This window comes from Sulfitobacter sp. CB2047, assembly GCF_000735125.2.
GTDB lineage: Bacteria > Pseudomonadota > Alphaproteobacteria > Rhodobacterales > Rhodobacteraceae > Sulfitobacter > Sulfitobacter pontiacus.
In genome coordinates this window covers 3,254,049-3,267,500 of sequence record NZ_CP072613.1, presented here as the reverse complement: position 1 = coordinate 3,267,500, position 13,452 = coordinate 3,254,049, and the positions used below count along the sequence as shown (strand labels likewise).

5 protein-coding genes, 2 tRNA genes and 2 rRNA genes are annotated in these 13,452 nt (G+C 57.9%); 6 read left to right on the top strand and 3 right to left on the bottom strand.

Annotated elements, in window-relative coordinates; translation table 11 throughout:
• Positions 1–11: 11 nt before the first annotated feature.
• The 3 genes from IV89_RS16075 to IV89_RS16065 all read left to right on the top strand — a co-directional run bounded on the left by IV89_RS16075 (position 12) and on the right by IV89_RS16065 (position 3,321).
• A 23S ribosomal RNA gene (locus tag IV89_RS16075) occupies positions 12–2,877 on the top strand.
• Between the two features lie 183 nt (positions 2,878–3,060).
• A 5S ribosomal RNA gene (rrf, locus tag IV89_RS16070) occupies positions 3,061–3,175 on the top strand.
• A gap of 69 nt (positions 3,176–3,244) precedes the next feature.
• Positions 3,245–3,321 (top strand) — tRNA-Met (locus IV89_RS16065).
• Between the two features lie 224 nt (positions 3,322–3,545).
• Here IV89_RS16065 and IV89_RS16060 read toward each other — a convergent pair.
• Positions 3,546–4,682 (bottom strand): Hint domain-containing protein, encoded by a 1,137-nt coding sequence (locus IV89_RS16060; protein ID WP_037942903.1) that lies wholly within the window; start codon positions 4,680–4,682, stop codon positions 3,546–3,548.
• 296 nt (positions 4,683–4,978) lie between these two features.
• A tRNA-Leu gene (locus tag IV89_RS16055) sits at positions 4,979–5,064 on the bottom strand.
• 214 nt (positions 5,065–5,278) lie between these two features.
• Between IV89_RS16055 and IV89_RS16050 the strand changes: the two genes are divergently transcribed.
• The gene (locus IV89_RS16050) at positions 5,279–6,262 is read left to right on the top strand and encodes a complex I NDUFA9 subunit family protein (RefSeq protein WP_037942904.1); all 984 of its coding nucleotides are present in this window, start codon (positions 5,279–5,281) and stop codon (positions 6,260–6,262) included.
• Between the two features lie 55 nt (positions 6,263–6,317).
• On the opposite strand, the gene IV89_RS16045 is transcribed toward IV89_RS16050, so the two are convergent.
• Complete coding sequence (locus IV89_RS16045; protein ID WP_037942906.1) at positions 6,318–7,121, bottom strand: undecaprenyl-diphosphate phosphatase; 804 nt, start codon at positions 7,119–7,121, stop codon at positions 6,318–6,320.
• A 229-nt stretch (positions 7,122–7,350) separates the two neighbouring features.
• Here IV89_RS16045 and IV89_RS16040 point away from each other — a divergent pair, with 229 nt between their 5' ends.
• Positions 7,351–8,784 carry an NAD(P)-dependent oxidoreductase gene (locus IV89_RS16040; RefSeq protein WP_037942908.1) on the top strand — a complete coding sequence of 478 codons (1,434 nt, stop codon included), beginning with the start codon at positions 7,351–7,353 and terminating at the stop codon, positions 8,782–8,784.
• A 57-nt stretch (positions 8,785–8,841) separates the two neighbouring features.
• Positions 8,842–13,374, top strand: a complete 4,533-nt coding sequence (gene gltB / locus IV89_RS16035; protein WP_037942911.1) for a glutamate synthase large subunit — start codon at positions 8,842–8,844, stop codon at positions 13,372–13,374.
• Positions 13,375–13,452: the final 78 nt, after the last annotated feature.

Genomic DNA, 13,452 nt, shown 5'->3' with positions numbered 1-13,452 from the left:
TTTCTGGATCAAATCAAGCGCGAAAAGGGCGTTTGGTGAATGCCTTGGCAGTAAGAGGCGATGAAAGACGTGATACTCTGCGATAAGCCATGGGGAGCTGAGAATAAGCTTTGATCCATGGATTTCTGAATGGGGCAACCCACCTGATTGTTTATTGTTGTCCTACCGCTTTGCTACTTGAGGACGTAAGTTCGCAAGGTGCAGACGGTGGGTTCATCAGTAAGCAGAACCAGGTATTTATAGACTGAATACATAGGTTTATAAAAGCAAACCCGGGGAACTGAAACATCTAAGTACCCGGAGGAAAGGAAATCAATTGATACTCCCCTAGTAGCGGCGAGCGAACGGGGACCAGCCGAGCCATGAGTGTGGTTAGAATGCGTTGGAATGCGCAACCAAAGTGGGTGATAGTCCCGTATAAGAAGCATGATTGGACGTATTAAGTAGGGCGGAACACGTGAAATTCTGTCTGAAGATCGGAGGACCACCTTCGAAGGCTAAGTACTCCTTACTGACCGATAGTGAACCAGTACCGTGAGGGAAAGGTGAAAAGCACCCCGACGAGGGGAGTGAAACAGTACCTGAAACCGAACGCCTACAATCAGTTGGAGGGTCTTTACGGCCTGACAGCGTACCTTTTGTATAATGGGTCATCGACTTGGTCTCACAAGCAAGCTTAAGCCGTTAGGTGTAGGCGTAGCGAAAGCGAGTCTTAATAGGGCGTTGAGTTTGTGGGATCAGACCCGAAACCGAGTGATCTAGGCATGGCCAGGTTGAAGATAAGGTAACACTTATTGGAGGACCGAACCCACATCCGTTGAAAAGGATCGGGATGAGCTGTGCCTAGGGGTGAAAGGCCAATCAAACTCGGAGATAGCTGGTTCTCTGCGAAATCTATTTAGGTAGAGCGTCATCCGAATACCCTCGGGGGTAGAGCACTGGATGGGTAATGGGGCCCCACAGGCTTACTGATCCTAACCAAACTCCGAATACCGAGGAGTACTAGATGGCAGACACACAGCGGATGCTAACGTCCGTTGTGAAGAGGGAAACAACCCTGACCTACAGCTAAGGCCCCTAATTCATGGCTAAGTGGGAAAGCAGGTGAGACGACCAAAACAACCAGGAGGTTGGCTTAGAAGCAGCCATCCTTTAAAGATAGCGTAACAGCTCACTGGTCTAAATAAGTTGTCTTGCGGCGAAGATGTAACGGGGCTCAAGCCATGAGCCGAAGCTTAGGATGCATTAATTGCATGGTAGCAGAGCGTAGTGTGACATAGTTCCATGTCTCCTTAGCCCTTCGGGGTATTGGAGACGCGGAACTTTCTGTGAAGCCGGCGCGTGAGCGATCCGGTGGAGAGATCACTAGTGAGAATGATGACATGAGTAGCGACAAAGAGTGTGAGAGACACTCTCGCCGAAAATCCAAGGGTTCCTGCTTAAAGCTAATCTGAGCAGGGTAAGCCGACCCCTAAGGCGAGGCCGAAAGGCGTAGTCGATGGGAACCAGGTTAATATTCCTGGGCCAGATGGAAGTGACGGATCTCGAGGGTAGTTCATCCTTATCGGATTGAATGGGCTGCTTAGAGGTCCCTGGAAATAGCTCCATCGCTAGATCGTACCCTAAACCGACACAGGTGGATAGGTAGAGAATACCAAGGCGCTTGAGAGAACTATGTTGAAGGAACTCGGCAAAATACCTCCGTAAGTTCGCGAGAAGGAGGCCCGGTTCCTAGGCAACTAGGGGCTGGGGGCACAAACCAGGGGGTGGCGACTGTTTATTAAAAACACAGGGCTCTGCGAAGTCGTAAGACGACGTATAGGGTCTGACGCCTGCCCGGTGCCTGAAGGTTAAAAGGAGGAGTGAGAGCTCTGAATTGAAGCCCAGGTAAACGGCGGCCGTAACTATAACGGTCCTAAGGTAGCGAAATTCCTTGTCGGGTAAGTTCCGACCTGCACGAATGGCGTAACGACTTCCCCGCTGTCTCCAACATAGACTCAGCGAAATTGAATTACCGGTCAAGATGCCGGTTACCCGCGGTTAGACGGAAAGACCCCGTGCACCTTTACTACAACTTCACACTGGCATTAGGCCGAACATGTGCAGGATAGGTGGTGGGCTTTGAAACGTGGACGCCAGTCTGCGTGGAGCCTCCCTTGAGATACCACCCTTGTTCTGCTTGATGTCTAACCGCGGTCCGTTATCCGGATCCGGGACCCTGTGTGGTGGGTAGTTTGACTGGGGCGGTCGCCTCCTAAATCGTAACGGAGGCGCGCGAAGGTTGGCTCAGAGCGGTCGGAAATCGCTCGTTGAGTGCAATGGCAGAAGCCAGCCTGACTGCGAGACTGACAAGTCGAGCAGAGTCGAAAGACGGCCATAGTGATCCGGTGGTCCCAAGTGGGAGGGCCATCGCTCAACGGATAAAAGGTACGCCGGGGATAACAGGCTGATACTGCCCAAGAGTCCATATCGACGGCAGTGTTTGGCACCTCGATGTCGGCTCATCTCATCCTGGGGCTGGAGCAGGTCCCAAGGGTACGGCTGTTCGCCGTTTAAAGAGGTACGTGAGCTGGGTTTAGAACGTCGTGAGACAGTTCGGTCCCTATCTTCCGTGGGTGTAGGATACTTGAGAGGAGTTGCCCCTAGTACGAGAGGACCGGGGTGAACGATCCACTGGTGGACCAGTTGTTATGCCAATAGCAGTGCTGGGTAGCTATGATCGGACAGGATAACCGCTGAAGGCATCTAAGCGGGAAGCCCCCCTCAAAACAAGGTATCCCTGAGAGCCGAGATAGACCATCTCGTCGATAGGCCAGAGATGTAAGCGTAGTAATACGTTCAGTTGACTGGTACTAATTGCTCGATAGGCTTGATTTGATCCAGTAGAAGAAAGACTTCTTACTAGGACAAAAGCATACACATACAATCAGCTGTACTGACTTGGACAAATCCTTACCCAGAATGGTGAGGGGGCGGGAACGCGCATCCTTCGGATACGCTCTCTCCCGCTTGTTGCTCTTTTGCCAATGGCAAAAGCAGCAACATAGAGGTTTTACTCGGTTTGGTGGTCATAGCGTAAGCAAAACACCCGATCCCATCCCGAACTCGGCAGTTAAGTGCTACTGCGCCAATGGTACTGCGTCTTAAGACGTGGGAGAGTAGGTCACCGCCAAACCTAGCAAAACCTCTACGTATCTCTCAACGATGACAATTAATAAGCCAATACAATAACATTGGCACCCGGCGCGGGATGGAGCAGCCCGGTAGCTCGTCAGGCTCATAACCTGAAGGTCGTAGGTTCAAATCCTACTCCCGCAACCAGATTTAAAGAACTTTAACTAGCACCAACCGCTGGCATCGCCTGCGGGCCTTTTGGCGTTTTGAGCCAACGTGATGGTGCGACGGGTGACCTGATAGGAACGCAGGCCCCACGACCTGTACCTGAATTTTCGGAAGTGGGATGCTTCGGAAACACGAAAATTCGCGCAGAGACACCTCAGCGAGAGCGCAAACTGTAACCGCGCCACTCCATAAACCAACCCGCCCTAGAACCGAAGTAGGCGTGCTTCATGGCGTTTCAGCGTGTTACGCGCGGCGTTGTAATGCTTAATCCCGATCTGCTCTGAAAGCGCGGGGAACAGGGCCAGGATCTCGTCGCGTTGCGCTTGGCCGATGCTTTGAAGTGTTTCTACTCCCGGCTGAAAGCTTTCTGTCCATGCCCCGTCTGACAGCACAAGCTGATGGCTTTCGAACATCAGGTGCACGTATTGTACAGAAGATGGCGTGAACGTCCGGATCGTGTCACCATTCACCAAGTGCTTTGCGGCGACGAGGACCTCGTCCTGACCAAAATGTAGCATCGATCGCGCATCGGAAAGCAATATTCGGTGGTTGGGTGAAACGATAAGGTCCCGTTCCGGCGTTCCAGCGCCGAGAGCGCCCGCCGTGATCAAAACGGGACGCAGGTGTGGATAGACGACCAGCTCCGCCGCTGTCAGCTGACGTGCACCGACCCAAGAGACTTTCTGCATTCCGTGGTCGCGTGTGATGACAGCGTCACCGGCTTTCAAGTGCTCTACAGGGGTTTCGCCTTTTGCAGTGGCGATCAGGCTGCCCGCGGTGAAACATGGGACGGTATTCCCGACATAGAACTTGCCGTTGCCATCCTCCAACGTACCGGATGCGATGGAGCCGTCGCCGTCAAAATCCTGATCCGTATTGCGGTCGATCTTGAGTGTGCCGATATTGTCGCCCGCTTTGGTACCTGGTGCCACCAGTAGATTCCCAAATGTCGGCGCGCTTGGGTCGTTGGCACCGCTTTCAGTGCGGGGCACCAGAACGTTGGCGTTGAACCGCACGTAGGTGTCGCCAAGTCCGCTGACATCGCTTTGGATATTCGCCGATTGGCCGGGGTTCATCGGAACGTAATTATATTGGACGATGCCGGCGTTATAGTCGGCAGCACTGGCATAGACCTTGATCCCGATGAAGGACGAGCCCCCGTCAAGTTCACCGTCTGCCGTTTCATTCTGTGTGATGAATTCGATGATGGCATCGTCAGCGAAGGGCTGGCTGCCACCGGAAAGTGTCATCTGACCAGCGCCGTCTTGACCTGCGCTGGAGTTTGTGGACACAGCGGGATTATTGATAACATCGATACCAAACGCAAAAAAGCTCGCCATCTCTTTATCCTCTGCTGGCCTGTGGGTCGGTCAAATGATCCGGACCGGCCTAGTTTATAGTAATTTCTGCAATTTCATTAGCGATATGTGGCGACAAATCGACTTAACTTTTGACATATCACATGGATGTGAAGCGCGTCTGACGCCTGTGGGGCGTCTTTGATGGCGCTATCGATGGTGGCTGGTATGCCGCAGATGCGATGCTAATTTGAAAGGGCAGTTCGATGGGCAGGGACAACGATCGCTAAGGAGCACTAAGTAAGGGTGAAACAAAACAGCGACTTATCGGGGATAAGTGGTGCCCAGGAGAGGACTCGAACCTCCACACCGTTGCCAGTACTAGCACCTGAAGCTAGCGCGTCTACCATTCCGCCACCTGGGCACAGGGGGGTTGTGAGGGAGCGTTTATTGTTGTGGGGCGGGGGTGTCAATTGGATTCTCGCAACAAAATGAAACGGCGTGAAAATAAATCCGGAAAACCGAGGTTTGGTGCGGTGGGTCGGGCTTTCGAGGCGATCTCTGCCGGAATTGCTGCTTGTTCCCGAGGGGGGCTGGATGTATCTGTAGCGCTAGATTTTCTGGTCAGGGGTATCATCATGGCAAAGCTGGTCACGGTTTACGGCGGCTCCGGGTTTGTGGGGCGGTATATCGTTCGTCGCATGGCGTTGGCGGGATGGCGTGTGCGCGTCGCGGTGCGTCGCCCGAACGAGGCGCTGTTTGTGCGCACCTACGGGACTGTCGGCCAGGTCGAACCGGTTTTTTGCAACATCCGTGATGACGCTTCGGTGCGCGATGCGCTGCAGGGCGCTGATGCGGTGGTCAACTGCGTCGGTATTCTGGCCGAGGCGGGGAAGAACACCTTTGACGCCATTCAGGCCGACGGCGCAGAACGCATTGCGCGCTTGGCCGCCGCCGAAGGGATCGCGCGTTTGGTGCAAATCTCTGCCATCGGGGCGGATGCCGAGGCGGATAGCGAATATGCCCAGACCAAGGCGATGGGAGAGGCCGGTGTGCTCAAGCATATGCCGCAGGCTGTTATCCTGCGCCCCTCGATCGTGTTCGGCCCCGAGGATGACTTCTTTAACCGTTTCGCTGGTATGACGCGCATCAGCCCTGCGATCCCGGCTGTGGGTGCGGATACGCTGTTCCAGCCCGTCTATGTAGATGACGTGGCCCACGCGGCGGAGCTTGCAGTGACAGGCAAGGCCGCTGCCGGTATTTACGAACTGGGTGGCCCTGAGGTCGAAAGCTTTCGCGGCCTGATGCAACGTATGCTTGATGTGGTGAACCGTCGCCGCATGGTTGTCGCCTTGCCGACTTTCGTGGCGAAGGTGATCGCCTTTGGTCTTGATGTGTTGCAATCGGTGACGCTCGGCCTGGTCAAGAACAACACGCTGACCCGCGATCAGGTCAAGAACCTGGCGCATGATAATGTTGTGGGTGAGGGGGCGCAGGGCTTTGATGCTTTGGGTATCAGCCCGGTGTCCATGGGCTCCGTCCTGCCCGAGTACCTGTGGCGGTTCCGCCCCTCGGGCCAGTATGACGAGATCAAGCAATCCGCGAAGAACCTGCGGACCTAACGATTTCGATGTCGAATTTGGAAAGGCCCTGCCGGCGACGGCGGGGCCTTTTGCGTTAGCTGTAGGCGTATACCAAAAGCGCTGTCCCCAGCAGGATGCGATAGATGACGTAGGGGGTGAAATTCACGCTGCGCAACAGGCGCATCATCAGGACCAGTGCCGCCAGTGCGGCAACAAAGGCAAAGCCCGCAGCGATCGACGCGTCGCGCGCGAGCTGCGCGTCGGCTTGCCCGATCACATCCAGTGACAAAAGCGCGCCAGAGGCGAGGATCGTGGGAATCGACATCAACATGGACAGTGTGGCAGCGCTGCCGCGGTCGTAGCCCAGTTTGCGGGCGGCGGTGATGGTGATGCCCGACCGCGATGTGCCGGGGATCAGCGCAAGCGCCTGCGCCAGCCCCATCCAGACGGCACCTTTGACATCCCAGTCGCCAGTATCCCGATCGCTGCGTCCCGTGTGATCCGCCCAATAGAGCACAATACCGAAGAGCAGCATGGTCCAGCCGATCACCGCGACAGAGCGGAGCATTTCGTCAATCCCCAGCAGCTTGAACGCCAGCCCGACGACCAGCACCGGAAGTGTTGCGAGGATCAGCAGGGCGGCCAGCCTTGCGCCGGGGGTGTCCATCTTGCCGCGCAGCAGGCGACCAAGCCCGATGGTGGCTTCTGCGACCTCCGACCGGAAGTAGAGCACGACCGCAAGGAGGGTGCCCACATGCACCGCGACATCAATCGCAAGCCCCTGATCCGGCCCGCCGGTCAGCGTGGGCAGCAGGATCAAATGACCCGAGGAAGAGACAGGCAGAAACTCTGTCAGACCCTGAATGATTGCGACAAGCAGCAGTTGGAACAGGGTCATAAGGGGGCCGGCCTTTGGTTCATTGGCGATGGCATAGGCGTATAACTTTGGGGGGCTGGAAGGAAAGCCTGTAATTGGGTCCGTAACGGACATAAATATGTGATAAATTTGCGGGATTTTTTGGGTCGATATGAAATAAACCGCATATAGGTCAGCAATGCTGCCTTTATAATCGTTTAGCCCCTGTGTATGAGGGGGCAGCAACGTGTTTCAGGCGGAGAGATCCAAGATGGCAAAGCAGCCAATGCTCAAGTTTACAACGGTTTCCCGGGATATGCCCGAAAAACGGATGCCGAATCTGCGTCGTGAAGACTTTAAAGAGATTTACGCGGAATACGCGGATGAGAAAGCGCAGGAGCAGTCCAGCCGCTGTAGTCAATGTGGCGTTCCCTATTGCCAGACCCATTGCCCGCTGCACAATAACATCCCCGACTGGCTGCGCCTGACCGCCGAAGGGCGGCTGCAAGAGGCCTATGAGGTCAGCCAGGCCACCAACACCTTCCCCGAAATCTGCGGCCGCATCTGCCCGCAGGACCGTCTGTGCGAAGGCAACTGTGTGATCGAACAATCCGGCCACGGCACTGTGACCATCGGCTCGGTCGAGAAATACATCACCGATACCGCGTGGGAAAATGGCTGGGTGCAGCCGATCAAGCCCAAGACCGAACGCGCAGAATCCGTTGGCATCATCGGCGCGGGCCCCGGTGGTCTGGCCGCAGCCGACGTGCTGCGCCGCGCGGGTGTGCAGGTCACCATCTATGACCGCTATGACCGCGCGGGTGGTTTGCTGACCTACGGCATCCCCGGTTTCAAGCTGGAAAAAGATGTGGTCATGCGCCGCAACGACCAGCTGGCCGAAGGCGGCGTTAACTTTGAATTGAACTGTGACGTGGGCGTCGACATCAGCTTTGCCGATATCCGCGCCAAGCATGACGCCGTGATCATCGCGACGGGCGTCTATAAAACACGTGACATCCAGGCCCCCGGCGTGGGCGGCGTTGGCCTTGAGCGCGCGATTGATTTCCTGACCGTGAGCAACCGCAAAAGCTTTGGCGACAAGGTAGAGGAATTCGATTCCGGCCGTTTTAATGCTCAAGGGAAGCGCGTCGTCGTGATCGGCGGCGGTGACACCGCGATGGACTGTGTACGGACCTCGATCCGTCAGGGGGCGACCTCGGTCAAATGTCTGTACCGCCGTGACCGCGCCAACATGCCCGGCTCGCAACGTGAAGTGCAAAACGCCGAGGAAGAAGGCGTGGTCTTCGAATGGTTGTCCGCGCCCAAAGGGTTCGTCGGTGATCCGGTGACCGGCGTCGTCGTGCAAAAGATGCGCCTTGGCGCGCCGGATGTCTCGGGTCGTCAGGCCCCCGAGGTGATCGAGGGCGCCGATTATGTCGAAGAGGCGGATCTTGTGATCATGGCGCTTGGCTTTGAACCCGAAGACCTGCCCACGCTGTGGAACACGCCCGAGCTGCCGGTCAACCGTTGGGGCACGGTCAAGGCCGACTATATCACCGGCGCGACCGAGCTGGATGGCGTCTATGCCGTGGGCGATATCGTGCGCGGTGCGTCGCTGGTGGTCTGGGCCATCAAGGACGGGCGCGACTGTGCGCAGGCGATCCTTGAAAAGATGGGGGCCAGCGTGGCCATCGCGGCCGAATAAGCGCCCCTTTCAACTGATATTTCGCGCCTCGGGCGCGCCCGATTTAGGAGATTCCAAATGACCAAGTACGATGACGCCTGGGTAGCACGCGAAGAAGCAAAACGCGCCTTCATGGCAGAAAACGGTCTGTATTCCGAAGAAGAAGAGCATTCATCCTGCGGGGTGGGTCTTGTTGTGAACATCGACGGCTCCAGCAGCCGCGCGGTTGTCGAAAACGGGATCAAGGCGCTCAAGGCGATCTGGCACCGTGGTGCGGTGGATGCCGATGGCAAGACCGGCGACGGTGCGGGCATCCACGTGCAGATCCCCGTCAATTTTTTCTACGATCAGGTGCGTCGCACCGGTCACAGCCCCCGCGAAGGTGAATTGATCGCCATCGGTCAGGTCTTTCTGCCGCGCACCAACTTTGCCGCGCAGGAAACCTGCCGGACCATCGTTGAAACCGAAGTGCTGCGGATGGGCTACTATATCTACGGCTGGCGCCACGTGCCCGTCGATACGTCGGTTCTGGGGGAAAAGGCCAACGCGACCCGTCCCGAGATCGAACAGATCCTGATTTCCAACGCCAAGGGCGTGGACGAGGAAACATTCGAGCGCGAGCTTTACGTCATCCGTCGCCGCATCGAGAAAGCCGCGCTGGCCGCTCAGGTGCCGACGCTTTACATCGCGTCGATGTCCTGCCGGTCGATCATCTACAAGGGCATGATGCTGGCGCAGGATGTTGCCAACTTCTACCCCGACCTGATGGACGAACGCTTTGAATCCGCGTTTGCGATCTATCACCAGCGTTATTCCACCAACACCTTCCCGCAGTGGTGGCTGGCGCAGCCCTTCCGCATGCTGGCCCATAACGGCGAGATCAACACGCTCAAGGGTAACGTCAACTGGATGAAAAGCCACGAGATCCGCATGGCGTCGGGCACCTTTGGCGACATGGCCGAAGATATCAAACCGATCGTCGCCGCGGGGTCGTCCGACTCTGCCGCGCTGGATTCGGTGTTCGAAGTCCTGGTGCGCGCGGGTCGTTCGGCCCCGATGGCGAAAACCATGCTGGTGCCTGAAAGCTGGTCCAAGCAGGCGGTCGAGCTGCCCCAGGCATGGCGCGACATGTATTCTTATTGCAACTCGGTGATGGAGCCTTGGGATGGTCCCGCAGCGCTGGCCATGACCGATGGCCGCTGGGTCTGCGCCGGTCTTGACCGGAACGGCCTGCGCCCCATGCGTTTCGTCGTCACCGGTGACGGCATGCTGATCGCGGGTTCCGAGGCGGGGATGGTCCCGCAGGACGAGGCGAATGTCGTGCGCAAAGGCGCGCTTGGCCCCGGTCAGCTGCTGGCGGTCGACATCGAAGAAGGCAAGATGTTCGGCGACACCGAGATCAAGGACAAGCTCGCCGCGTCGCGTCCCTTTGGTGAATGGGTCGGCAAGATCAACGAGCTGGACAAAGCGCTTGGCGATGTCGAGGAAAAGGCCCTGTTCTCGGGCGATGAGCTGCGTCGCCGTCAGGTGGCAGCGGGCTATACCATCGAAGACCTCGAGCAGATCCTCGCACCGATGGCCGAAGATGCGAAAGAGCCCTTGGCATCCATGGGCGATGACACCCCGTCGGCGGTTCTGTCGAACCAGTACCGCCCGCTCAGCCATTTCTTCCGCCAGAACTTCAGCCAGGTCACCAACCCACCCATCGACAGCCTGCGCGAATTCCGCGTCATGAGCCTGAAAACGCGGTTCGGGAACCTCAAGAACGTGCTGGATGAATCCAGCGCCCAGACTGAGATCCTCGTGCTTGATAGCCCGTTCCTCGCGAACGCGCAGTTCGATCAGCTGATGACCGAATTCAACGCGAATTCCGTCACCATCGACTGTACGTTCGAGCCGGGCGGCAACAACCTGAGCGAAAACCTGCGCCGCATCCGGGACGAGGCAGAAGACGCCGTGCGCTCGGGCGCTGGTCACATCGTGCTGACCGACCAGTTCAGCGATGCGACCCGCGTGGCGATGCCGATGATCCTTGCGACCTCTGCCGTGCACAGCCAGCTGACCCGCAAGGGCCTGCGGACCTTTACCTCGCTCAACGTGCGCTCGGCCGAATGTGTGGACCCGCATTATTTTGCCGTGCTGATCGGCTGTGGTGCCACCGTGGTGAACGCCTACCTTGCGGAGGATTCGCTGGCGGATCGTATCGGGCGTGGTCTGCTGGACATGAACCTGACGACCGCGATGGCCCGCTACCGCGAGGCAATTGATCAGGGGCTGCTGAAAATCATGGCCAAGATGGGGATCAGCGTCATGTCCTCCTACCGCGGCGGCCTGAACTTCGAAGCCGTAGGGCTGAGCCGTGCGATGTGCGCGGAATACTTCCCCGGCATGACCAGCCGTATCAGCGGGATCGGTGTGACCGGTATCCAACGCAAGGCCGAAGCGGTCCACGACCGTGGTTGGCAGGGTGATGGCGTCGTCATGCCCATCGGCGGCTTCTACAAGGCGCGCAAATCCGGCGAGACCCACGCATGGGAAGCATCGTCGATGCACATGCTGCAAATGGCCTGCAACAAAGCGTCCTACCAGATGTGGAAGCAATATAGCGCCAAGATGCAAAGCAACCCGCCGATCCATCTGCGCGACCTGCTGGACATCAAGCCGCTGGGGGCCCCAGTGCCCATCGAAGAGGTCGAATCCATCACCTCTATCCGCAAGCGGTTCGTGACGCCGGGCATGTCCCTTGGCGCGCTGTCACCCGAGGCACATAAGACCCTGAACGTCGCGATGAACCGCATCGGGGCCAAGTCAGACTCTGGCGAAGGCGGCGAAGATCCGGCGCACTTCGTGCCCGAGGCCAACGGTGATAACCCGTCGGCCAAGATCAAGCAGGTGGCGTCGGGCCGTTTCGGTGTGACTGCCGAATACCTGAACCAGTGTGAAGAGCTTGAAATCAAGGTCGCCCAAGGGGCCAAGCCCGGCGAGGGTGGTCAGCTTCCGGGCATGAAGGTCACCGACCTGATCGCCCGTCTGCGCCATTCGACCAAGGGCGTGACCCTGATCTCGCCCCCGCCGCACCACGATATCTATTCCATCGAAGACCTTGCGCAGCTGATCTATGACCTCAAGCAGATCAACCCGCGCTGTAAGGTGACCGTGAAGCTGGTGGCGTCCTCGGGCGTTGGCACGATTGCGGCCGGTGTGGCAAAGGCCAAAGCGGATATCATCCTGATCTCGGGCCATAATGGCGGCACGGGCGCATCGCCTGCGACCTCGATCAAGTATGCGGGTCTGCCGTGGGAGATGGGCCTGACCGAGGCGCATCAGGTTCTGGCGATGAACAACCTGCGTGACCGCGTCACCCTGCGGACCGACGGTGGTTTGCGCACAGGGCGTGACATCGTTATGGCCGCGATGATGGGAGCCGAGGAATACGGCATCGGCACCGCCGCGCTGATCGCGATGGGTTGTATCATGGTGCGTCAGTGCCAGTCCAACACCTGCCCCGTCGGCGTCTGCACCCAAGACGAAGCGCTGCGTGGCAAGTTCACCGGCAACGCCGATAAGGTCGTGAACCTGATCACCTTCTACGCCACCGAAGTGCGTGAATTGCTCGCCTCTATCGGGGCGCGTAGCCTGGATGATGTGATTGGCCGTGCTGATCTTCTGGCACAGGTCAGCCGTGGGTCTGCGCATCTTGACGATCTGGATCTCAACCCGCTGCTGATCACCGTCGATGGCGCGGCAGAGATTGTCTATGACCGCAACAAGCCACGCAACGCTGTGCTGGACACGCTGGACTCTGAAATCGTGCGCGACGCCGCGCGCTTCCTTGAAGATGGCGAGAAGATGCAGCTGAGCTATGCGGTGCAGAACACGCACCGTACCGTGGGCACCCGCGTCTCAAGCCACATCATCCGCAACTTCGGCATGAACAACCAGCTGCAGCCCGATCACCTGACGGTCAAGCTGACCGGTTCGGCAGGGCAGTCGCTGGGGGCCTTCGCGGCACCGGGGCTCAAGCTTGAAGTGTCCGGCGATGCGAATGACTATGTCGGCAAGGGTCTGTCGGGCGGCACCATCGTCGTGCGCCCGTCTATGGCCAGCACCATCGTCGCCTCTGACAACACCATCATCGGCAACACGGTGCTTTATGGCGCGACCAAGGGCTTTTTGTTCGCAGCGGGCCGTGCCGGTGAACGTTTCGGCGTTCGGAACTCGGGCGCGCATGTGGTGATCGAAGGCTGCGGCAGCAACGGGTGTGAATACATGACCGGCGGTGTGGCCGTGATCCTGGGCGAGATCGGCGCGAACTTTGGCGCGGGTATGACGGGCGGTATGGCCTATCTCTACAACCCCGATGGCAAGGCCGACAAAATGCTGAACCGCGAAACGCTGGTGACCTGCCCTGTCACGGTCGAGCATTGGGAAAACCAGCTGAAGGGCCTGATTGAACGGCACCTGCAGGAAACCAACAGCCGCAAGGCCGAAGACATCCTGCAGCACTGGGACATTGAAAAGGATAACTTCCTGCAGATCTGCCCCAAAGAGATGCTGGTCCATCTGCCCGCCCCGCTGAGCGTCGAAGAACACGCGATCCCGGCGGAGTAAGCAAAACGGATAGATCGGGCGCGGGGGAAACCTCGCGCCCGATTTCTTTTGTGCGTCGCCCACGCTTTACCGGGGCCG